The organism is Oceanobacillus sp. GQ8, from assembly GCF_059758495.1.
Window position 1 is genome coordinate 308,451 of record NZ_JCAXEV010000003.1, and the last position, 22,271, is coordinate 330,721.

At 41.5% G+C, this 22,271-nt stretch carries 20 protein-coding genes and 1 riboswitch; of the genes, 19 read left to right on the forward strand and 1 reads right to left on the reverse strand.

The features are described 5' to 3' along the window. Positions 1 to 77: 77 nt before the first annotated feature. On the reverse strand, positions 78 to 314 hold the full coding sequence (locus AC6CHS_RS10365) for a hypothetical protein (protein ID WP_147380280.1): 237 nt from the start codon (positions 312 to 314) through the stop codon (positions 78 to 80). A gap of 240 nt (positions 315 to 554) precedes the next feature. Here AC6CHS_RS10365 and manA point away from each other — a divergent pair, with 240 nt between their 5' ends. The 19 genes from manA to AC6CHS_RS10460 all read left to right on the forward strand — a co-directional run bounded on the left by manA (position 555) and on the right by AC6CHS_RS10460 (position 22,249). Further along, positions 555 to 1,511 carry a mannose-6-phosphate isomerase, class I gene (gene manA, locus AC6CHS_RS10370; protein ID WP_106897548.1) on the forward strand — a complete coding sequence of 319 codons (957 nt, stop codon included), beginning with the start codon at positions 555 to 557 and terminating at the stop codon, positions 1,509 to 1,511. Positions 1,512 to 1,588: 77 nt separating this feature from the next. Beyond that, on the forward strand, positions 1,589 to 2,680 hold the full coding sequence (locus AC6CHS_RS10375) for a nitric oxide synthase oxygenase (RefSeq protein ID WP_106897547.1): 1,092 nt from the start codon (positions 1,589 to 1,591) through the stop codon (positions 2,678 to 2,680). A gap of 156 nt (positions 2,681 to 2,836) precedes the next feature. Beyond that, positions 2,837 to 3,760 carry an ArsR/SmtB family transcription factor gene (locus AC6CHS_RS10380; protein ID WP_058950595.1) on the forward strand — a complete coding sequence of 308 codons (924 nt, stop codon included), beginning with the start codon at positions 2,837 to 2,839 and terminating at the stop codon, positions 3,758 to 3,760. 244 nt (positions 3,761 to 4,004) lie between these two features. Then, a complete protein-coding gene (locus AC6CHS_RS10385) occupies positions 4,005 to 5,303 on the forward strand; it encodes an extracellular solute-binding protein (RefSeq protein WP_443148594.1) in 1,299 nt (432 codons plus the stop codon). 59 nt (positions 5,304 to 5,362) lie between these two features. Beyond that, on the forward strand, positions 5,363 to 6,238 hold the full coding sequence (locus AC6CHS_RS10390) for a carbohydrate ABC transporter permease (RefSeq protein ID WP_106897545.1): 876 nt from the start codon (positions 5,363 to 5,365) through the stop codon (positions 6,236 to 6,238). Continuing rightward, positions 6,239 to 7,102, forward strand: a complete 864-nt coding sequence (locus tag AC6CHS_RS10395; protein WP_106897544.1) for a carbohydrate ABC transporter permease — start codon at positions 6,239 to 6,241, stop codon at positions 7,100 to 7,102. Between the two features lie 19 nt (positions 7,103 to 7,121). Next, positions 7,122 to 8,900: a glycoside hydrolase family 2 protein gene (locus tag AC6CHS_RS10400; RefSeq protein WP_498235932.1), complete on the forward strand. Its 1,779-nt coding sequence runs from the start codon at positions 7,122 to 7,124 to the stop codon at positions 8,898 to 8,900. Between the two features lie 20 nt (positions 8,901 to 8,920). Beyond that, positions 8,921 to 10,459, forward strand: a complete 1,539-nt coding sequence (locus tag AC6CHS_RS10405) for an arylsulfatase (RefSeq protein WP_498235933.1) — start codon at positions 8,921 to 8,923, stop codon at positions 10,457 to 10,459. Between the two features lie 207 nt (positions 10,460 to 10,666). After that, positions 10,667 to 11,671: a LacI family DNA-binding transcriptional regulator gene (locus tag AC6CHS_RS10410; protein WP_498235934.1), complete on the forward strand. Its 1,005-nt coding sequence runs from the start codon at positions 10,667 to 10,669 to the stop codon at positions 11,669 to 11,671. 23 nt (positions 11,672 to 11,694) lie between these two features. Then, a complete protein-coding gene (gene hxlB / locus AC6CHS_RS10415) occupies positions 11,695 to 12,252 on the forward strand; it encodes a 6-phospho-3-hexuloisomerase (RefSeq protein WP_498235935.1) in 558 nt (185 codons plus the stop codon). A 16-nt stretch (positions 12,253 to 12,268) separates the two neighbouring features. Next, positions 12,269 to 12,898, forward strand: coding sequence for a bifunctional 4-hydroxy-2-oxoglutarate aldolase/2-dehydro-3-deoxy-phosphogluconate aldolase (locus AC6CHS_RS10420; RefSeq protein ID WP_498235936.1), 630 nt, complete (start codon positions 12,269 to 12,271; stop codon positions 12,896 to 12,898). Positions 12,899 to 13,060: 162 nt separating this feature from the next. Next, positions 13,061 to 14,080: a TRAP transporter substrate-binding protein gene (locus AC6CHS_RS10425; RefSeq protein ID WP_498235937.1), complete on the forward strand. Its 1,020-nt coding sequence runs from the start codon at positions 13,061 to 13,063 to the stop codon at positions 14,078 to 14,080. An 18-nt stretch (positions 14,081 to 14,098) separates the two neighbouring features. Continuing rightward, a complete protein-coding gene (locus AC6CHS_RS10430) occupies positions 14,099 to 14,584 on the forward strand; it encodes a TRAP transporter small permease (protein WP_058950589.1) in 486 nt (161 codons plus the stop codon). Continuing rightward, a complete protein-coding gene (locus AC6CHS_RS10435) occupies positions 14,584 to 15,870 on the forward strand; it encodes a TRAP transporter large permease (protein WP_498235938.1) in 1,287 nt (428 codons plus the stop codon). Before AC6CHS_RS10430 ends, AC6CHS_RS10435 begins: the two co-directional genes overlap by 1 nt. Positions 15,871 to 15,990: 120 nt before the next feature. Beyond that, on the forward strand, positions 15,991 to 16,662 hold the full coding sequence (gene rpiA, locus AC6CHS_RS10440) for a ribose-5-phosphate isomerase RpiA (RefSeq protein ID WP_498235939.1): 672 nt from the start codon (positions 15,991 to 15,993) through the stop codon (positions 16,660 to 16,662). A 22-nt stretch (positions 16,663 to 16,684) separates the two neighbouring features. Next, entirely contained in the window at positions 16,685 to 17,638 is a 954-nt protein-coding gene (locus AC6CHS_RS10445) for a sugar kinase (RefSeq protein ID WP_498235940.1), read from the forward strand. Positions 17,639 to 17,652: 14 nt separating this feature from the next. Next, entirely contained in the window at positions 17,653 to 18,276 is a 624-nt protein-coding gene (gene hxlA / locus AC6CHS_RS10450; RefSeq protein ID WP_498235941.1) for a 3-hexulose-6-phosphate synthase, read from the forward strand. A gap of 17 nt (positions 18,277 to 18,293) precedes the next feature. Continuing rightward, complete coding sequence (locus tag AC6CHS_RS10455; protein ID WP_498235942.1) at positions 18,294 to 19,307, forward strand: Gfo/Idh/MocA family protein; 1,014 nt, start codon at positions 18,294 to 18,296, stop codon at positions 19,305 to 19,307. A gap of 413 nt (positions 19,308 to 19,720) precedes the next feature. Next, a riboswitch (cobalamin riboswitch) is annotated at positions 19,721 to 19,909 on the forward strand. Positions 19,910 to 20,203: 294 nt separating this feature from the next. Then, positions 20,204 to 22,249 (forward strand): DUF4430 domain-containing protein, encoded by a 2,046-nt coding sequence (locus AC6CHS_RS10460; protein WP_498235943.1) that lies wholly within the window; start codon positions 20,204 to 20,206, stop codon positions 22,247 to 22,249. The last annotated feature ends 22 nt before the right edge of the window (positions 22,250 to 22,271 follow it).

A 22,271-nucleotide genomic window follows, 5' to 3' on the forward strand; every position in this document is an offset into this window, starting at 1 on the left:
CTACCCTGTTAATTCCCTTTTGTTAGTAATCAAAAACAAAAAACAGCCCTAAGAAAATGAGGACTGTTTGCTTATGCTTATAAGACACCGCTATCCATCATGTCGACAACATCATCAATGGAAAATTCTTTGCCTTCTAATATGTTTTTCTTCTTTTCTTCAATGGATGAGGGTTGCATTGGTACCTTTAATGGCTGCTTTGATTCCTGCACAAGCGAAATGGTATAAACCTTCCCCTCCATTTTAAAAAGGGCATTATCTTTTTCGATAATTGTTTGTAAAAACTTTTCTTCGTTCTCATTTAACCGCTTCACTTCAGGCACCTTCCCTCTAAATAACTATATATAGTATTAGTTGTTTACCCCAGTTTAGATTTCCTTAAACCTTTTCTTTATACATTTCGTTAAAAACTTTTATTTTTGAGCGTGCACCGACCAATATGTTGAAAGGCTATGGAAAGAAAAAGAAGCAAACAGAGCACACATTATCTCTATATTTTCATTCTGACTTTGCTATAATGAATGCAGATAAAATAAGAGAGTGGAGGTTTTTGGATGTATAACGCACCGATATTTTTACAACCCGTTTTACAGGAAAGAATCTGGGGAGGACAGAAGCTGCAACAACTCTATCAATATGAGCTTCCTTCAACACAGACAGGAGAGGCATGGGTGATTTCTGCCCATCAAAACGGTCCCAGTATAATTCGGAATGGACCTTTAGAGGGAAAAACACTTGCAGATGCCTGGGAGAAGCATGGAGAACTTTTTAATAAAAATCAAGATAATGTGGAAGCGTACCCACTGCTAGTAAAAGTATTAGACGCTAATGACGACCTTTCTGTTCAAGTGCATCCAGATGATAGGTTTGCTCGTGAGGAAGAAGGGGAGCCTTATGGGAAAACAGAGTGCTGGTATGTGCTAGAGGCAGAACCAGGCGCTGAACTAGTATTAGGCCATCATGCCAAAACAAAAGCAGAACTAGAAGATATGATAGATGAGGGGGAGTGGAATAACCTCCTGCAGTACATACCCGTTAAAGCAGGCGATTTTGTCTATGTGCCAAGTGGGACAATCCATGCGATCGGCAAGGGTATTGTAATACTAGAAACACAGCAAAGCTCGGATATCACGTATCGGGTTTACGATTACGATCGAACGGATGCCAAAGGGAACACAAGAGAGTTGCATTTAGAACGTGCAAAACAGGTTACTACCGTTCCTCATAAAACTCCTGAGTTGACGAAACAGAAAGAACAAGACGAAGGGTTTCTTTCGACAAAGCTTGTAGAGGAGAAGTATTTTACAGTGTATCATTGGAAGCTTGACGGACAGGTACAGCGGAAACTGGACGTTGATTTCCTGCAATGCAGTGTGATAGCGGGGAAAGCGGAAATTACCATACAAGGGGAGACCTTTCCAGTGGAAAAAGGAGAGCATTTTATCCTGCCAGATGGTGTGACAGACTATCAGATTTCTGGAAAAGCAGAATGGATTGTATCCCACACATAATTGTCGAACTCCCGTCACAAAAGAAGCGCCTACGTTTGGTAAAATGGAGCAAAGAGATCGCTTAAGGGAGAACAGAAATGAATTTATCAGAACGCATGCAGGAAGCTGACTATTATATTTTTAATGTATATAAAGAGCTCGGTAAAGCAGAAGAGGAAATAGAGGAGCGTCGAGCAGCGGTTCAGCAAGAGCTTAAAGAAACAGGGACATATGTTCAGACGACAGAGGAGCTGGCACAAGGGGCCAAAATCGCATGGCGAAACAACAATCACTGTATTGGAAGGTTGTTTTGGGACAAGCTCGAGGTTGTGGATGCAAGACATGTAACATCTGAGGATGCTGTTTTTCAAGCATTGTTTACCCATATAGAACAGGCGACGAATAACGGCAAGATTAAGCCTCGTATTACTATTTTTCCGCCTGAGCATAATAGGGAAACCCCCGTCCGGATCTGGAATCACCAATTATTTCGCTATGCAGGGTATCAAACAGAGGATGGAATAGTGGGCGATCCTGCATCGCTTGCTTTCACGGAGAAGTGTCAGCAGTTAGGCTGGCAAGGAGAAGGTACAGCCTTTGATTTATTGCCAATTGTGGTGCAGATAGGCAATGAAGCACTAACCTATAGAGAAATACCAGAGGAGCTTGTATTAGAGGTACCCATTCGCCATCCGGATTTTTCGATCTTTCATCACTTGGAAGTAAAATGGTATGCGGTACCCATAATATCAGATATGGTTTTAGAAATTGGTGGCATTCAGTACCCTGCAGCTCCGTTTAATGGCTGGTATATGGGAACAGAGATTGGTGCCAGAAACCTTGCAGATGAGAACCGCTATAATCTACTTCCACATGTTGCCAAACAGTTAGGTCTGAATACAAAGCATTTAAACACATTATGGAAAGACCGCGCACTTGTAGAGTTAAATGTAGCAGTATTGGATTCTTATAAAAAACATGGTGTAGCGATTGTGGATCACCATACTGCCGCAAAGCAATTTAAAGTGTTTGAGAACAATGAAAAAAAGGCCGGACGAACCGTTACAGGAAAATGGGCCTGGCTTATTCCGCCACTTTCGCCGGCAACAACGCATATTTTCCATAAACCGTTTGACAACACCGTCAACAAGCCAAACTATTTTTATCGAGACAAGGCTATATATGAATGATGAAAAGACAGCTGCCTGGCTGTCTTTCCTTATTTCAAAGAATATGAAGTAGAAATCGTACCATTGTTTTAAATAATATAGTATGATGAGAATATTAAAACAGTTTTTGTGTATTAATACAAAATATCTAAGGTGAATGGGTGGGGGGAAGATAATATGTTGGAATTATCAATCAACGAAGCTGAACGGTTAAGGATAGTGGCGCACGCACTATCATCTGAGATTCGATTGCAAATGATAAATTTGCTGAATTCTGGTAATATGAATATCCATCAGTTGGCCGAAGCACTTAACATACCGGTTTCTACTGCTGCCTCTCACGTGAAGGTGTTAGAACAATCCGCATTGATTCAAACAGAATTAAGACCTGCCAGCAGAGGGGCAATGAAGGTTTGTACGAGGAACTTCGATGACATACATATTCAATTAAACGAGAAAACGGGCTTTGATATCACAAATAAAAGTTATGAGCTGGAAATGCCTATTGGTCAATATACAGATTTTCAAGTTGCTCCTACTTGCGGAATGGCAAGTCAGGATGCGTTTCTTATACCAGAGGATGAACCTGTTCATTTTTATAGTCCTGAACGTTCTAAAGCGCAGATCATGTGGACTCGTAAAGGATATTTCGAATATAAGTTTCCGATTGTTATCCCCCATGGAGCAGTGGTGAAATCAGTGGATATTTCTATGGAGATATGCTCTGAAGCGCCGAACTATGATCATAATTGGCCATCGGACATAACGTTATGGCTCAATGGGATAGATATAGGAACATGGACAAGTCCAGGCGATTATGGGAACCGACCTGGAAAGTTAAACCCTGCCTACTGGACGGAGACAACAAGTACTCAGTACGGTACGCTCAAAACCTGGAGCATTACCGAAACGAAGACCATGATTGACAGTTTTCATCTATCAGAATGCGGGATAAAAGACCTTGCACTGCTAGAAAGTGAATTTTTATCGTTAAAAGTTGGAATAAAAGAAGACGCCGTTCATAAAGGCGGAATGAATCTCTTTGGTAAGGAATTTGGCGATTATGCTCAGGATATTAAATTAAAAATCGATTTTGTGTAACACATTATACTCTATATAAATAAAAATCGACTCTCTATTTTTAGGAGTCGATTTTTTTATAACCAAAAGTGTGTATTGAATTGACAAATTTAATGTGGGAAAGTTTCTAACATCCAATCCTAAACCTAATTTATTATTTTAAATATTTATTGACTTTTCAGAAATGTAAGCGTATTATTTGTCTTAAGTTACAGAAAATCAAGTTTAATACATAATTTATGTATTAATGAAAGGAGGGCATTTAATGATAAAAAAGACTTTCCTATTGTTGAGTTTTTTCGTAATGGTACTAATGATCACCGCTTGCTCCGGTCTAGATAGACTCGTAAGTGGGAATAGCGCTGACGTTCCAGAGGGCGCTACAGAAATTGTGATGTGGAATTTATTTGCCGGAGGAGACGCCGCATACATGCAGGAAATTGTAGATAAATACAATAACAGCCAAGATACGTATTTTATTAATAACGTCCAACAGGAGTATGAAGAATATTATACAAAGTTACTAACGAGTCTTGGTGCAGGGAAGGGGCCTGATATCGCTGTATCACATGCACATACCTTGCCAGAGTTGGTAAATCTGGATGTGGTGGAAAAGCTGGATAGTTTGGCAGAAGAGGTTGGGATTGACTGGACTGAATATAACAAAAATATTTTGGAAAGTACCATGTTTGATAACCAGCATTATGCAATTCCAATTGATACACATCCACATATTTTCTACATCAACAACGAGCTTGTAGGAGAGGCGGGGCTCTTGAATGATGATGGGACTTTGAAAATGGACAAAACACCTTCTGGTTACCGAGATTTTTTTAATACATTAAAAAATGAGTTGCCTGAGGGGAAGTTCCCGTTTGCCTTTGTGACAGCTGGGGTGGATAGCTTTCGCCATTGGTGGTCGTACTATAGCCAGCTTGGCGGGGAACATATCGTGACAGAAGATCTAGAAAATCCGACTTACGCTCTAGATACAGAGAAAGCAATTGAGGCAGCAGAATACATGCTTAAATTCTGGTATGAAGATGAAGTTATTCCATTAAATCTGGCTGACTTTTATAGCGATTTTCAATCAGGCAAAGCTGCTACGATTGCGACAGGCGTTTGGTCAACTGGTACGTGGGAAAATACAGAGGATTTGGAGATTACTGCCATGCCACTCCCAAATATCTTTGGTGAGAAAGGAGCATGGGGTGGTTCCCATACGCTTGTCATTCCTTCCTATGAAGAGACAGACCCAGTAAAACAAAAGGGCGCTTTAGAGTTTATGAACTATGCAGCGGATGAAGGTGCGATCTGGGCAAAGGCCGGCCATATCCCCGCAAAGGATACAGTAGTGGAGTCCGAAGCATTTCAGGAGATGCCCTATCGAGAGGATTACGCACAGACTGCGGACTACATTAATTTTATGGATCGAACCATTTATGCAAGAGCAATTAACGACATCATGGTTCGGAATCTAGATTTAATTTGGACGAAAGAGGTAACACCTGAAGAAGGATTCCAACTTGTTGAAACTGAGGTAAAAGATTTAATTGCCGATTAATTTCACGCTCGTTCCAATTATCATTGCGGAAAATTGAAGTGTAATGAGGGGGTTTAGCTATGAACAAAAAAGCATGGATTCAGGATATGAAAGCGATACCATTTTTGCTTCCGTTTTTACTCGCTTACTTAATCTTTACTATTTTCCCTATTTTCAAGGGACTGGAAATGAGTCTTTATGATTGGAATCTCGTCCGAAAGATGGAGTTTGTTGGATTAGAAAATTACGCGGAGATGGTGCAAGATCCAAATTTTTGGCAGACATTATGGAATACGACGTTATTTGTTATGTTGACAACTCCTACCATGGTACTTCTTGCGCTTGGATTGTCCCTATTGGCTAATTTAAATACAAAGCTTAAAACATTTTTTCGTGGCTCTTTTTTCATTCCGAGCATTCTCTCGGTTGCCGTCATTTCTTTTTTGGCGATCTTTATGCTGCAACCATATACCGGTCTCGTAAATACCGTACTCCAGAGTATAGGGTTTAATGCCGAGCCATTTTGGATGGCGGACAAAGGGCTGGCTTGGGTTAGTATTGTTGTGGTGACACTTTGGTGGTCTGTAGGATTTAATATGATCTTGTTCCTTACCAGCCTGCAGGATATTCCAGATGCCCTCTATGAGGCAAGCGAAATTGATGGAGCATCAAGGTGGAAGCAATTCCGCTATATTACCTTACCGCAACTAATACCAATTGGGCGGGTAGTAATCTTATTGCAAATCCTTGCCTCGTACAAAGTATTTGCTCAAATTCTGTTGATAACCGGAGGAGGGCCAGGTGGAGCAACGCGACCACTAATTCAGTATATCTACGAAATAGGTTTTACACAGAATAACCTTGGATATGCGGCCACCATGTCTTATGCACTGTTTTTCATCCTGCTTATATTATCGGTTATTCAATTAAAAAACCAGAGAATGGAGGAAAAATAAATGGTTGCAAAGACTACCTCAAATAGCAGGAGAGCGCTTGATCGAAATCGAGATCCGTTTCTTAAAGGGAAAATAACGATAGGGATCGTTGTCTCCATTTTATTTATTGCGCCAATTATATGGATGCTCTTTGTTTCGATAAAACCGGATGGATTTTCTACATCTACACCAATTGAATGGTTTCTTCCACCGTATACCATTTCAAACTATATTACGATTATTATGGATAGTTTGATACTGCGCTGGTTGTTTAATAGTTTCTTTGTAGCATTTATTACAACCATTCTAACATTAATTATTACCTCACTAGCGGCGTTTGCTATTTCGCAAATGAAGTTCCGATTTAAGAATTTTATCTTTATTTTCTTTTTATTGGGTCTGATGATACCAGGAGAGGCTACTATTATTCCTCTCTATGAAATAGTAAAAAATATGAACTTAATTGATTCCTATAGTGGCCTGATTCTACCAATGATTGCATCGCCGCTCGGCGTAATCATTTTAAAGAGTTTTTTTGATAATGTGCCTAAAGAAATTATTGAAAGTGCTATTATCGATGGCTGCTCTTACTTTAAGTTGTTTTATAAAATTGTCCTTCCATTGGCAAAACCAGCAATTGCAGCGATTGGTATCTTTACCTTTATTGGTTCTTGGAATAACTTCCTATGGCCTTACCTTTCCATATTATCTGAAACGTTATATACATTGCCTGTAGGATTACCAGTATTTAATTCTACCTATTCACAGGCATATGTTTTACCTATGACGGCAAATGCAATTGCCTCGATTCCAGTTATCATTGCATTTTTGCTTTTTGAAAAACAAATTGTTAAAGGGATTAGCTTTACAGGAATAAAAGGTTAAAAAGAGGAGCGTGTATACAATGAAAGAAGCAACGATGAAGGCAGGAAAAACTTATCAACGAACAGAATATCCCCGTCCCCAGTTTCAAAGGGATACGTGGATGAATCTAAATGGAAAATGGAAGTTTGCTTTTGATGATGAAAACAAAGGAGAGCAGGGAAGATGGTTTGATCAATACACCTACCCTTCGGAAATCATAGTACCATTTACGTATGAAACAAAAGCAAGTGGGATTGGAGAGGAAGCCTTCCATCCTTATGTATGGTATAGCCGCACATTTTTGATTCCGGAAGAGGAAATAGGCAAACGGACGGTTCTACGATTTCAGGCTTCCGATTATATAACGAAGGTCTGGGTAAATGGTTCCTATATTGGTCAGCATACTGGAGGGAATGCTGCTTTTTCCTTTGATATTACAAAAGCAGTGGACAGTGCGAGCGAGAATGAACTAACTGTTAAAGTTGAAGATAGTCAAAGTTGTGTCCAACCGAGGGGGAAACAGAGGTGGATCAATGAGAATTTTGGTTGTTGGTATGTGCAAAATACAGGAATATGGCAAACCGTATGGTTAGAATTTCTAGAAGACAAAAGCTTGGACCATGTGAAGATAACACCTAAAGTCGATTCCAATTCGGTAATATTTGATTATACATTACATGGAGAATTACCAAGGAATAGCAGGTTGGAAACCGTGATCTCCTTTAATGGAAAGCAAGTCAAACAGTTTACTGCTGTTCTTGATCGAAGCACTTCTCGCTTTGAAGTAGATTTGGCGGCTGATATACATGAGTGGAAAGTCCTGCATTGGTCACCAGAACACCCGAATCTTTATGATGTTAAGTTTCGTTTATATGTGGATGACGTGTTAAAGGATGAAGTAGATTCCTATTTTGGAATGCGTAAGATATCCATTAAAGACGGTAAAGTCTTGCTCAATAATGTGCCAATCTATCAAAAGTTACTGCTTGATCAAGGGTATTGGCCGGATACTATGCTGACCCCGCCTTCTGATGAAGCAATACTTGAAGATATCGATAAGACGCTTGCGATGGGATATAACGGAGTGCGCAAACACCAGAAGATTGAGGATGATCGATTCCTGTATTGGTGTGATAAGAAAGGTTTGCTCGTATGGTCAGAAATGGCTGCCACCTATGAGTTTTCCGATCAAGCGGTAGAGAATTTTACAAAGGAATGGCTGGATATTGTGCAGCAACATTATAATCATCCCTCCATCATAACTTGGGTTCCATTTAATGAGTCATGGGGCGTTCCGCATATCTTCAAAGATAAACAACAACAAGCATTTACGGAGTCCATCTATTATTTAACTAAATCATTAGACGCAGAGCGTCCGGTAATCGTGAACGATGGTTGGGAACACACTGTTTCTGACATTATTGCTCTCCATGACTATGAGGAGTCAGGAAAGACATTATATGAGAGATATAAAGATATGGATGCCATTCTACAAAACAAGATTCCACACAACAATCATCGCTACGCGTTTGCTGAAGGGTATCAATACAAGGGGCAGCCTGTCATGATAACTGAGTATGGTGGCATCGCTTTTCAGGATGAAAGTGGTTGGGGATACGGGAATCAAGTCTCAACTGAGGAAGAATTTCTGAAGCGCTATAAGGAAACAACAGATGCTATAAAAGCTATCCCGGAGATCAGTGGCTACTGTTATACGCAAACAACCGATGTTCAACAGGAGATCAATGGCTTGCTAAAGGAAAACAGGGAACCGAAAATAGCCATGGAAAAAATTAAGCAAGTAAATGATGCAACATAATAGGTACGGGAGGACGTAGCATGATAAAGAAAAAACCTAATATTGTACTGATTTTAGCTGATGATTTAGGATTTTCCGATCTTGGTTGTTTTGGCGGAGAGATTCAGACACCCAATCTCGACCAGTTGGCTACCGGAGGGCTCCGTTTTACACAATATTATAATTCGGCACGCTGCTGCCCAAGCAGGGCCTCTCTGCTAAGTGGCCTGTATCCACATCAAGCGGGTGTTGGGGAAATGGATGAAGACAGAGAAACACCAGGCTACCGTGGATATTTAAAGGATCAGTGTGTCACACTTGCTGAAGTATTAAAAGACAGTGGATACCATACGTATCTTTCAGGGAAATGGCATGTCGGAGAAAGAGGCCCGATTGAACGCGGGTTTGATGAATTTTATGGTTTGTTCGGAGGCTTCACTAGTTTTTGGAACCAACCGGATTACATCCGTTTGCCAAAAGGACGCGCCAAGCGAGAGTATTCGGATGATGAATTTTATGCAACCGATGCTATTACAGACCATGCTTTGGATTTTATTCAGGAAGCACGTCAGGATGAAAAGCCATATTTTCTTTACTTATCTTACAATGCTCCTCATTTTCCTTTACAAGCACCGAAGGAAGATATAGCGAAATATGAACAGGTATATGAAAAAGGCTGGGATCATATACGAGAAACCCGGCTAGCTAGGATGAAAAAGCTAGGAATTGTTCCCTCGGATACTGCATTGACACCACGTTCCGAGTATTGGGATAGAGATCGCGAAATTCAAGGAGTCAATCCTGCCTGGGATGCCATAGACCCGGACAGACAGAAGGACTTGGCAAAAAGAATGGCAATCTACGCAGCAATGATTGATCGAATGGATCAGAATATAGGGAGAGTGATAGATGATTTGAAGGATGAGGGCGAACTGGATAACACCCTAGTATTATTTTGTTCCGATAATGGCGCTTGTGCAGAGTGGGATCCGTGGGGGTTTGATGACTGGATTACAACCTCTAATTTCCTGCATCGTAAAGAAGATCTAGACCGGATGGGGCAGCCACATTCCTATCACAGTTACGGATCTGGTTGGGCCAACGCATGTAGTACTCCGCTTCGTTTATACAAACATTACGGACATGAGGGAGGTATCAGTACACCACTAATAGCACACTGGCCAGAAGAAGTAACTCGTATAGGTGAAATCGATCATCGTCCAGGGCATTTCATTGATTTTATGGCAACGTTTGTAGATATTAGTGAAGCATCTTACCCACAAGTGTACAACGGCCATAACATCCTCCCTATGGAAGGTGAGAGCATGTTGCCCGCATTTTATGGTGAAGCGGCCGAGGAGCGGATCTTCTGCTTTGAGCATGAGCAACACTGTGGTATTCGTAAAGGGAAATGGAAATTATCAAAGATTAAAGAAATGGATTGGGAATTATACGATATGGAAAACGACCGAACCGAGCTTCATAACCTCCGGGATACTTACCCGGATTTGGTGGAAGAAATGAAAAAAATCTGGGATGAATGGGCAAATCGTACTGATGTATACCCTCGTTTTAACTAAGTTTAAGGAAGATCCTTTTAATAAAGGATCTTCCTTTTTTGTGTTTAACAAGCTAATAGATTAATTCAATCCTCAGCGAGTAAATCTCCCATCCTCTCGTAAAATTAAAAAAACGCTTGTAAAACGCTTACAGTTATTTTATACTTAAACCTAAATCGATTTAGTAAACCGGTTTAGTAGATATTAAACAACTAGGAGAATGAAAAAATGAAAACGATAACGATGGCGGATGTTGCTCAACATGCAGGTGTTTCCAAGAGTACAGTCTCTCAATATGTGAATCAACGTTATGATTATATGGGAGAGAAGACAAAGGAACGCGTGGAAAAGGCCATAGCAGAACTAGGATATAGTCCAAATATTATAGCCAGAAGCTTGAAGCAGAAATCGACGACCACGATCGGCGTTATCGTAGCCAATATTCTTCATGTTTTTTCTACACAGGTTATTCGAGCTATTGAAGACTTTTGTAATGAAGCGAATTTCCATATTATCGTTTGTAATGCAGATGACGATCCAATTAAAGAAAAGAAATACATGGACATGCTACGTGCAAAACAGGTAGATGGTATTATTGTTTTTCCGACGGGTGGAAATCTAGCATTATATCAGCAGCTTGTGCGAGATAATTATCCAATCGTCTTTGTTGATAGAATGGTCCCAGAAGTTGAGGTTAACACCGTGTTACTTGATAACGAAAAGGCTGTCAGAATGGGGGTTGACCTGCTGGTGGAAAAAGGGTACCAACGAATTGGAATGGTTACCCCGCCACTGGAAGAGAGTGTTACCCCAAGACTGGAAAGGGTCAGTGGATTCAAGCAGGCCTTAAAAGCCAATAATCAAAACTTCGATCCGGATTTGTTGGTTAGTGAGGAAATAGAAAACATCAGAATAAAGCTTAATGAATTGTTGCAGCAACCACAAAGGCCTGACGCAATTTTAGCAGTGAACGACCGTGTGCTCTTTGAGATTCTTCATTATATAAAAGAAAAGAAGTTGAGCATACCTGATGATTTGGGCGTAATTGGTATTGATGATGTCACATTCGCTAGCTTCTATAGTCCATCACTAACTACCATAGCGCAGCCTGCATTTGAAATGGGGAAAAAGGCGGCCGAGCTATTGTTGAATCGTATTCAAAATAAAACACAGGAAAAGGAAACAAAAATATACCGATTTGAACCACTATTAATGCAGCGAGATTCTTGCTAACAACTTTTGGGAGGATGGTTAGGATGAAAAATATTATCGAAACGATTGGCACAGAGATTAAGACAGTTTTAGAGAATGTTAGTCCAGAAGAAACGAAGGAATTAGCCGATAAACTGGAAAAAGCTGATCGTATATTTGTTGCAGGTACTGGCCGCTCTGGGCTGGTTGGCAAAATGTTTGCAATGCGGATGATGCACAGTGAATACCCGATCTATGTTGTCGGCGAAACAATTACACCAAGTATTGCAACAAATGACCTTCTGTTACTCATATCAGGATCGGGATCTACAGGTTCCCTAAAGCAATATGGCGAAAAGGCGAAAGAAATAGGCGCCCAGGTAGCCCTTGTTACGACAAATAAGGATTCGGCAATTGGGGAGCTAAGTGATGTGGCCGTAACGATTCCGTCGGCAACGAAAAAGCGGCTTCCTCAAGAACCAACTACCATCCAGCCGCTAGGTAGTCAATTCGATCAGTCTGCTCATTTATTGCTTGATGCCATTGTCGTCTATTTGTTGGAAAACAAACCTGCAGGCCAGGATAATACGAAACTCAATCAAGTGCACGCCAATTTGGAATAGAGAGAAGGATGAGTTTATGAACATTTTAGAGCAAATCAAGCAACATAAGATAGTAGCGGTTATTCGTCACGCGGATGAACAAAATATCGTTCCAATTCTCAATGCTTTAGCTGCTGGAGGGGTTTTTGCAGTTGAAATCACTGCCGAAACACCGAATGTACAGCGCATTATCGAGGTTGCTGTAAAGGAAGGCCCTGATGAGATGATCATCGGTGCAGGTACCGTTCTTGACCCGGAAACAGCACGGACCGTCATTATGGCGGGGGCACAATTTATTGTTTCTCCCACATTAAATGTAGAGACATTGAAATTAACGAATCGCTATCATATCGAAACAATACCAGGTGTGTTAACCCCTACTGAAATTCAAACAGCCTATGAGCATGGGGCAAGCATGGTGAAAATCTTTCCTGCTGATACATTCGGTCCAGGCTATATAAAAAATATACGCGGACCGCTCCCACATGTGGAAGCAATGGTAACAGGGGGAATTAACCTAGACAATATGAACGAATATCTAGCTAATGGAAGCGCTGCAGTGGGAATTGGTAGCAATTTAGTTAATGCGAAAGCATTAACAAATGAAGAAGCTTATACGGAATTGACGGAACGGGCGAGAGCATTTGTTTTACGTAAGGAAGTTTAGCCGGGAGCGGTGACGACGTTGCAATAGGTTCGTTAAATGAAGAGCGAATGCGCGTTATTCTAAAAATTCTACGGAAAAAAGAGTACGAATCCTACAGGAGAATGGTGCCATGAATGAAGAAGGTGGACACTATTCTCCCTAAATGAACAAGGGGTGTATGGAATGCGGAACAAGAGATCTTTTTTAATCTTAATTGTAATCGCTGCCATTTTGACATTGGCTGGCTGTGCAAATGAGGCTAGTGGTAGTGAAGACGGTAAAATAAAAATTATTGCAGCACATAACCAAACGGCACCAGAAAACCCATACCAAACGGGCATGCTTAAATTCAAAGAAGTAGCTGAAGAACTTTCCAACGGATCGATTGAGGTTGAGGTGCATGCTGGAACGATTGGTACCGAAGAGTCAGAGCTTGTAGAAAAATTAGAACTTGGAGCGGCTGACGTGATACTCGCGTCACCTGGTTTCATGACACAAACGGGAATTAGAGAAGTCGATCTATTTTCTGCTCCATACCTGTTCAAGGATTATGATCATTGGTTAAACGTGGTGGATGGTGAAGTCGGACAGCAAATGGGTGAACTAATTAATGAAAAGTCCAATAACTCTTTCAAACTATTAGGCTATTGGTCTGCTGGAGTTAGACATTTTTATGGAAAAAAACCGATTGAATCCACGGAAGACCTAAAAGGTGTTTCGATTCGAACACAGACATCTGGCGTAATTGGGGACTTCTGGAAAGAGCTTGGCGCAATCCCATCAAGTATTTCTTGGGGAGAGCTATACCAAGGGTTACAACAGGATGTAGTAGATGGTTCGGAAAATGCGTACCCATTCTTCGTACAGCAGTCCCATCATGCTACACCAAACGGGAAATTCATTACGGAAACAGCACATGATTTTACAACAAGGTTTTTACTAATTAACGGAGAAAAATTTGATAGCTATTCCCAAGAGCATCAGGACATTATTATGAAGGCCGCTGAAGCATCGGTAAAAGCGGAAAGAGAAGCGACAAATCAACAGGATGTGGATTATAAAGAAAAGGCAATAGAGGAAGGCGCGACAGTGAACGAAATTGATAGACAGCCGTTTATTGATATCGCCACACCTATTATAGATGCGTTTGCTAACGAAATTAAGGCAGAAGATCTATTAGAACAAATTAGAGCGGCAGAGTAAATTTGGGGAGGTTTGGAGATGAAACGTTTTGTTCAGGCACTGGAGAAAATACAAATCACATTAGGCATCGTATTTCTATGCATGTTTTTCCTTGTGATCTTACTACAAATTGCAACAAGGTATATGGGGGTCTCTGTCATCTGGACTGAAGAGGTGGCCAATTATACGTTTATCTGGGCAGTATTTATGGGAGCTGCTGTGATGGTGAACCGAAGAGAGCATTTTAACTTTGACATGCTCCGAACAAAGTTAAAAGGAAAGAAACGACTTTCTATAAGCATTATTAGTGACCTCGTTTTAATTGGATTCCATGTCGTGATTTTCTTACTGGGCATCCAAATCGTCATGGAGTTTTGGAATTATACATGGGCAACCCTGCCTGACATGAAGATGGGATATGTATGGCTATCCATTCCGGTCATGGCTGGGACAATGTTGCTTTATTCCATTACCCATCTGATGGAACATATGAAAGCATGGAAAGCGAAGGAGGTAACGGAATAATGGGATTTCTTTTATTAGGAATGTTTATCGTACTCATGTTGATTGGCGTTCCAATCGCATTTGTTATTGGGATTGTCGCCTTAATTGGTATTTTCGGTATTCCGTATACACCTGAAGCAACGGTTGCGATGAAGATGGTAAATGGACTCGACTCCTTCGTCTTGCTCGCAGTACCATTATTTATTTTGGCAGCGAACTTAATGAACTCTGGAAAGATCTCGGAAAAATTAATTCAGCTTGCACTCGCCATGGTAGGAAGAGTTCGTGGTGGTCTTGCTCACGCAAATATTCTGGTCTCCATGATGTTTGCTGGAGTATCCGGTGCATCCCAGGCCGATACGGCAGGCGTAGGAAAAATTCTTATCCCAAGCATGTTGAAAAATGGCTACGATAAGGAGACTGCGGTTGGCGTAACCGCTGCATCCTCCACAGTAGGGGTTGTCATTCCGCCTAGTATTCCGATGATTATATTCGCTGGGCTAACAAATGCTTCAATTGGTGGGCTTTTTCTCGGGGGGATTATTCCTGGGATTCTAATAGGTCTGGCCATGATGGTATTCATCTACTTCATCGCGGTAAAACGTAATTACCCAAAAGCAGAGAAAACGGAACTTAAGGCATTTGGTAAGCTAGCATTGGAAGCGCTACCGGCTCTTTTAACGCCAATCATTATCATTGGTGGCATTATTTCCGGGTTTTTCACAGCAACAGAGGCGGCAGCAGTGGCTTCCCTTTACACACTTTTCATCTGCATGTTCTATTATAAAACATTAAAGCTAAAGCATTTACCTAAAATTTTGATGGATACATTGGCATTAAGCTCGCTTTCCTTATTTGCGCTAGCTGCAGCAAGTGCACTTGGTGAATTAATGAGTTACTATCAGCTCGGAACAATGGCACAGGAGTTTTTCACCAATAATATCGGTGCGAAATGGCTATTTATCGTGGTTATTATTGCATTCTTCCTATTTGTGGGTACGTTTATGGATGCAATTCCTGCCATGATCCTATTTGTTCCAGTTATTCTACCGACAGCAGTCGAGTTTGGAATGGATCCAATCCATTTAGGGTTAATTGTTGTCATCACGCTTGCTATCGGGCTTATCACACCACCATATGGATTATGTTTGTTACTGGCAGCGAAAATTGGAAACATGTCGACTGAACGCTCTTTCGTCGCGGTTTTACCGTATATTGCTATAGTTCTTGTGGTGCTGGTGTTTATCGCGTTCTTCCCAGACATTGCATTCTTTATTCCGAAACTCATTAACCCATCATTGTTTTAGAATACTGCCGATACTGAGTTAGAGAAATTGGGACAAGCACTATCGGGTTGATATGACATATAACAGGGTACATTAGTTTGATAGATAGTAAAACAGCGATAAACAAAAGGAGCAGATGATATGGATTCAAATAAAAAAATAGTAGCAGAAAAAGCGGTTGAAGAAATTAAGGATGGCATGACAGTGGGACTTGGTTCTGGCTCGACAGTATATTGGATGCTTCAAGCATTGGGAGAGCGGGTAAGGGACGGACTTGAAATAGTAGGCATCCCCACTTCACAAAAAACAGAAAAGCTAGCAAAAGAACTAGGCATTCCTTTAGCAGATTTTTCTTCAGTGGATGGAATTGACCTCGCGATAGATGGGGCAGATGAGGTAGATCCACATCTGAATTTGCTTAAAGGAGGCGGCGGATCACTAGTTCGGGAGAAAATCGTCGACATTTTAGCAAAGCGACTGATCATTATCGTTGATGAGACAAAGGTTGTGGATTATTTAGGCACGTTCTCCTTGCCAGTTGAAGTTGTACCATTTGGTTGGGAGACAACAAGCAAACGAATAGCAGAATACGGCTGCCTTCCGCGTCGCAGAGAACAAAACGGAGAAGCATTCATTTCAGACAATGGGAATTATATATTAGATTGTGATTTTGAAAGCATCGAACAGCCCGCCGAACTACATGAAAACCTGAAGAAGTTAGTCGGTGTGGTGGAAACAGGACTCTTTATTAACATGGCGGACGTCGTCATGGTTGGTCATGCCGGAATGGTGGACGTGCTAACAAAAGCGTAATCTAAGACGAGGGGGAGAAATAATGAAAAAAGATGTAATAACGATCGGGGAAGCAATGATTGCGTTTAATCCATCTTCCACTGGACCGATGAAGTTTGTGAACGGCTTTGAAAAAAATATAGGAGGGGCAGAGCTTAATGTAGCAATAGGCTGTGCCCGCCTGGGACTACAAGCAGGTTTTATGAGTAAACTCGGAAATGATGAGTTTGGAAAATATATCTACAATTTTGCCAGAGGAGAAGGGATTGACGTTTCCCAAGTGGAATTTATCGATGGCTACCCAACTTCCTTAAACTTTAAAGAAATTATGGAGGATGGCAATGTCCGAACCTTTTACTACAGAGACAAATCGCCTGTCTTAGAAATGAGCCCTGAGGATTTAGATGAAAGCTATTTTACATCAGCACGGGTTCTCCATTTAACAGGGATTTTTCCGGCAATAAATCCAAAAAATATGGCGATTTTCGAGCGGGCAATCGAGTTAGCAAAGAAGCACGATGTTCTTATTTCATTTGATCCAAATATTCGTTTACGGATGTGGTCAAAAGAAGAAGCTCGGGAAACTCTTTCAACAATTCTGCCTCATGTCGATATTCTTCTGGCAGGAGATGAAGAAATGGAAATCATCATGGGAGAGAATGACCCAGAAACGATTATTGAAAAGGTGAAAACACTTGGTATCTCCTACATCGCTGTTAAACAGGGAGATAAAGGAGCAGTTGTTTATCACAATGGGGAACTCATTCACGCACCGGTAGTTAAGGCTTCAAAAGTAGTGGACACCGTTGGAGCGGGCGATGGCTTTGATGCGGGGATGCTTTATGGAATCCTGCAAGGCTGGCCATTAGAGAAAATTGCAACCTTTGCGGCAACGATCGGTTCGATGGTCGTTAGTGTAAAAGGGGATAATGAAGGGCTGCCTTATTATGAAGATGTCCAAGCTAGAATGGGAGAAATTGAACGAATTGAACGCTAGAAAGGATGGGGAGTATGAAGTTACAGCTTGCTTTAGATCGTTTAAGCCGAGAGGAATGCTTTCGAATACTGGAAGAAACGAAAGAGTCAGTTGATATTATTGAGGTAGGCACAGGGGTTATTAAAGAATATGGAATGGAAATTGTACGTCAGATAAGGGCGAGGTATCCTGATAAAACAATCGTGGCAGACATGAAAACATGCGATGCTGGCAAACACGAGGCAAAACAGGCATTTGAGGCTGGGGCAGACATTACGACGGTTATGGCATTTTCTGGCGACCTTACGATTGCCGATACATTGCGCGTAGCAAAAGAGCATGGAAGTCGGATTATGATTGACCTTCTAGAGGTCGATAAAGCAGAAAGAGTGGAAGAATTGGTTGGTTTAGGCGTCGATTTAGTAAGCTTACATGTCGGCAAGGATAAGCAACAGGAAGGAAGTTTTGATACAAGTCTTTTTGCTCTAGTTAAAGATCATGATATCGAGGTAACAGTAGCTGGTGGGATAAATGCAGAGACATTACCTGACATTTTAGAAGGAAAACCAGATACTGTCATTGTTGGAAGTGCGATTACCAAGGCAGAAAACCCGCGTGAAGCAGCAGACCAACTGAAAGAGCTGTTACCACAAAGATAGGGTAAGGAGCGGATGGAATGAGAATCGGAACAGTTGGCACAAGCTGGATTACAGAATCCTTTATTGAAGCAATAAAAGAGGTCGATGGAGCAGAGCTATGTGCTGTTCATTCAAGGGCAGAAGTAAAAGCTGAAAACTTTGCCCGAAAACACGGTGCAGCATATTACTATACGGATTTACAGGAAATGGCTGAAGAAAGTGACCATTTGGATTGTGTATATCTTGCATCTCCTAACTCGCTTCACTTTAAGCAGGCTGTGTTATTTCTGGAACAGGGCAAGCATGTGATTTGTGAAAAGCCGATGTTTGCCAGTTTAAAAGAATTTGAGGAAGCTCATCGTGTTGCAGAGGCAAATGGGGTTCGTTTATTCGAGGCAATGCGCAATCTTTATACACCAAACTTTCAAAAGGTAAAAGCAGAGTTGGATGATGTGGGACATTTGCGAAATGTGCTCCTTCATCGGATGAAATATTCCTCTCGCTATGATGAACTACTAGCAGGCAAGGAACCAGCCATTTTTTCAGCGAAATATGCGGGTGGTGCACTGGTTGACCTAGGTGTCTATCCTATTGCAGTGGCTGTTGCGTTGTTTGGAAAACCGCTTGCTGTGCAGTATACTCCAGTCATGCTTTCTAGTGGTGTGGATGGTAGCGGGACCTTAGTGCTAACATATCCTGGGTTTGTGTGCACCATCCTCTGCTCAAAAATTTCTACCTCTCATTTGCAATCGGAAATTCAGGGTGAGGCAGGAACCATTAGCATTGATGATATTGGTGCCTTTTCTAATATCCAGTACAAGCCACGTTCGAAAGGGGAATCTACCTGGAACGGAGCTACTCAGCGGGAAAATGTGATGGCCTATGAACTTGAAGCGTTTTTGAATTATATGCAGGAAGGTGATTCACCAGCATATGAAGAAATGAAGGCGATTAGCCGAGAAGTACTTGCCATTACCGAAACAGCACGAAAACAAGCTGGGATTTGTTTTGAAGGAGAGAGGGCGGGACAAAAGTATTTACGTAAAAGGTAAATCCGAAAGAATGGCGTTTGAATAACCGCTTCAGAAATATACTTCGCTTTCCATGGGCGACTGGTGAGCCTCCGGATGCTCCGCATTCCGGGGTCTCACCTAGGCCTTCCTCCCATAGGAGTCTCCGTATATTTCTTACGCTTATTCTAGCTATCATCCGTCTTTAGAGTCTATTAAAGTCGCGTGGGGAGTCGCTGAACTCGCGTGATAAGCAGCCATAGTCGCGTGGGGAGTCGCTGAACTCGCGTGGTAAGCAGTCAGAGTCGCGTGGAACATCGCCAAACTCGCGTGATTAACCTCCTAAATCCCACGCCCCTAGCCTAAGTAGTCCTTCCCAATTCCCCACTAATCTATTGCGAATAATCAAAATCGGAAGTTGACTAGTTACCTAGAGTTGATTATCATGAAAGTAATTGAATAGGAAAAAGATGGGTTGAGCTATACCGAGGTATAGCTCATTAAAAGGGAAGTCCGGTGCAATTCCGGTGCGGTCCCGCCACTGTAAATGGGAGTTTTCTATTGCATACCACTGTCACTTGATGGGAAGGTCATAGAAAATGAAGATCATGAGCCAGGAGACCTGCCTGTTTTTTTACACCATTCAAACCTACGCGGATAGGGAGGTGTGTCAGCGGATTTTACAGCTAGAGTTTTGTATACATAATTGTTTAATACGCTACGTCACGCATGCATCTCTTCGGGAAGAGGTGTATTTTTTTGTACATTGAGAAAGTATAAAATTTCAGCAAGGAGGCAAACACGACGCAGTTGAAATTTTGATGTGACAAGTATAAGAAAAACGTACATATTCCCTAAAGGGCAAGCGAATGCGAGTTTTTCTAATGAGTTCATAGGGGCGATAGCGACGTTTATCAATAAAATAAGGAGGTTGGCATATGAAGAATAGAATGGTAAAATACGCTGCATTTTTACTTAGTTTATTACTCATCGTCGGTAATTTAACATTTATACAACCATTAGCAGTTCAAGCTGCGACTTTAGATGATGCGGTTACGATAAAGGCAATTGATGAAAACGGTGAAGAAGTGTTTGGATTGACGGCCATGGAAATAGACGAAGGCGACACTGCTTTTGATGTATTATTAGAAGCCGGCGAGAAAGAAGACAAGGAAATACAATATGATGAGTATGATTTCGGAAACTATGTGACTGGCATCGGTGATGTGCTGGAAACAGATACCCACTCTTGGTCCTTCAATGTAAACGGGAAGGCAGCAGATGTTGGTGCATCCTCTTTCGAAGTAGAGAATGGAGATAATGTTTTATTTGCATTAAGGGATTTGGAGGACTTTTCACCTGAAGTGTCGATAAATGTGACAGCCACCGACATTAATGATAACGCTATCATAAATAAAGAAGTGGCCATTGCGACAGGGTCCAGTGCTTATGATGCATTGTATCAGGCGGCAGCACAAGAGGACCTGAGCCTCGATGTTTCCGTAGATGATACGTATTTTACTTTTGTAAACAACGTTGGAGAAACAGAGCTTGGGCCGAATGATTATTGGAATGTAGCGGTGGATAATGAGGCACTTTCTACAAGTATTGCTGACCACACAGTTCAGGAAGGTCAAGAGGTTCAATTGCAGGTTACTACATATGAATCTCCTGAAGATGTAGAAGAAGAGGAAGAAACACCATCAGAGGAAGAAGATGCTCCAGCTGAAGAAACCGAAGATGAATCCAAAACACCTGCAGATAAGGAAACACCAGCAATCAACGAGAAGCAGGTTCAAGCAAACGTTGATGATATTCTATCCTACATGGATGCAGCATCTATTGAACTAAGCTATGGTAGTGAATGGTGGGTTTGGGGTGTTGCCCATACGAATCGGGAAATCCCTGATAGCTATGTAGAAAGCATTGAAGCATTAGTGAAAGATAACGAGGGAGAATTTCGTAATCTATTTGAACTTGAAAAAATAATTATCGCGCTTAGTGCTACTGGAAAAGATGCCACTGATATAAATGGCATAAATCTAATCGACAAGCTGGCAACTCACTCTTGGATGGAGGAGGGGGACCCGGCAATCAATGCCGCAATCTATGGATTGCTCGCGATAGATAGTGCGGAATTTGCTGTGTCAGAAGATTTCCGTACCATGCTGATCACAAGTATTTTAGATAAAGAGCTAGAAAATGGAGGCTGGTCTTTCTTTGGAAGTAATCCAAGTCCAGACATTACCGGAATGGCACTAGCCGCGCTTGCTCCTTATAAAGAGGATCCAAAAGTGAAAACAGCAATTGACCGCGCTGTAACGTATCTATCAGAAAGTCAGGATGCTGAAGGTGGCTATGATATTGAGTTCAATGGCGGCGATTCTAGTGAGTCCGTTTCACAGGCAATCATTGGATTAGCAGCAGTTGGAGCAGACCCAACATCCCCGTCGTTTACAAAAGAAGGTGGCAACCTTTTACAGCATTTGGTTAAGTTTAAACAAGAGGATGGCGGATATAGTCACCTACTTGATGGTGGATCTACTGGTATGTCAACACAGCAGGCATTATTAGCATTTGTAGCCTATCAAAAGCTAGTAAACGGAACTGGTTCGGTTTATCAATTCTCCGCACCAGTTGAAGAAGAACCTCCTAATGAACCTGAACAGCCAGAGGATCCGGAAGATACAGAAAAACCGGAAGAGGATCCTAATCAGCCAGGAACAGATGACGAACCAAAGGATGAAGATCCGAAACCTGAAAAGGGAGACAATACTTCAGATAACGGGAAAAACAATGAAACAAAGGAGCATGTAAAGCAACTTGAAAACGCGGGTGACAAACAAACAAATGCATCTGGTGCCAAACTGCCGAATACGTCAAGCCATACATTTAACTTCCTAGCAAGTGGTTTAGTCCTTCTGCTTATTGGGGGAGCCATTTTCTTGATGTGGAGAAAGCGTCAAGCAAACGAAAGTATGTAAAACAAGAGATCGGGTAATCCAT

Excerpts from the sequence above, each read along its gene's own strand:
- AC6CHS_RS10435 (WP_498235938.1), top strand. The coding sequence starts at position 14,584 with ATGGGATTTCTTTTATTAGGAATGTTTATCGTACTCATGTTGATTGGC.
- AC6CHS_RS10420 (WP_498235936.1), top strand. The coding sequence starts at position 12,269 with ATGAACATTTTAGAGCAAATCAAGCAACATAAGATAGTAGCGGTTATT.
- AC6CHS_RS10455 (WP_498235942.1), top strand. The coding sequence starts at position 18,294 with ATGAGAATCGGAACAGTTGGCACAAGCTGGATTACAGAATCCTTTATT.
- AC6CHS_RS10390 (WP_106897545.1), top strand. The coding sequence starts at position 5,363 with ATGAACAAAAAAGCATGGATTCAGGATATGAAAGCGATACCATTTTTG.
- AC6CHS_RS10400 (WP_498235932.1), top strand. The coding sequence starts at position 7,122 with ATGAAAGAAGCAACGATGAAGGCAGGAAAAACTTATCAACGAACAGAA.
- AC6CHS_RS10375 (WP_106897547.1), top strand. The coding sequence starts at position 1,589 with ATGAATTTATCAGAACGCATGCAGGAAGCTGACTATTATATTTTTAAT.
- AC6CHS_RS10405 (WP_498235933.1), top strand. The coding sequence starts at position 8,921 with ATGATAAAGAAAAAACCTAATATTGTACTGATTTTAGCTGATGATTTA.
- AC6CHS_RS10385 (WP_443148594.1), top strand. The coding sequence starts at position 4,005 with ATGATAAAAAAGACTTTCCTATTGTTGAGTTTTTTCGTAATGGTACTA.
- AC6CHS_RS10410 (WP_498235934.1), top strand. The coding sequence starts at position 10,667 with ATGAAAACGATAACGATGGCGGATGTTGCTCAACATGCAGGTGTTTCC.
- AC6CHS_RS10380 (WP_058950595.1), top strand. The coding sequence starts at position 2,837 with ATGTTGGAATTATCAATCAACGAAGCTGAACGGTTAAGGATAGTGGCG.
- hxlB (WP_498235935.1), top strand. The coding sequence starts at position 11,695 with ATGAAAAATATTATCGAAACGATTGGCACAGAGATTAAGACAGTTTTA.
- rpiA (WP_498235939.1), top strand. The coding sequence starts at position 15,991 with ATGGATTCAAATAAAAAAATAGTAGCAGAAAAAGCGGTTGAAGAAATT.
- AC6CHS_RS10430 (WP_058950589.1), top strand. The coding sequence starts at position 14,099 with ATGAAACGTTTTGTTCAGGCACTGGAGAAAATACAAATCACATTAGGC.
- AC6CHS_RS10395 (WP_106897544.1), top strand. The coding sequence starts at position 6,239 with ATGGTTGCAAAGACTACCTCAAATAGCAGGAGAGCGCTTGATCGAAAT.
- manA (WP_106897548.1), top strand. The coding sequence starts at position 555 with ATGTATAACGCACCGATATTTTTACAACCCGTTTTACAGGAAAGAATC.
- AC6CHS_RS10425 (WP_498235937.1), top strand. The coding sequence starts at position 13,061 with ATGCGGAACAAGAGATCTTTTTTAATCTTAATTGTAATCGCTGCCATT.
- AC6CHS_RS10460 (WP_498235943.1), top strand. The coding sequence starts at position 20,204 with ATGAAGAATAGAATGGTAAAATACGCTGCATTTTTACTTAGTTTATTA.
- hxlA (WP_498235941.1), top strand. The coding sequence starts at position 17,653 with ATGAAGTTACAGCTTGCTTTAGATCGTTTAAGCCGAGAGGAATGCTTT.
- AC6CHS_RS10445 (WP_498235940.1), top strand. The coding sequence starts at position 16,685 with ATGAAAAAAGATGTAATAACGATCGGGGAAGCAATGATTGCGTTTAAT.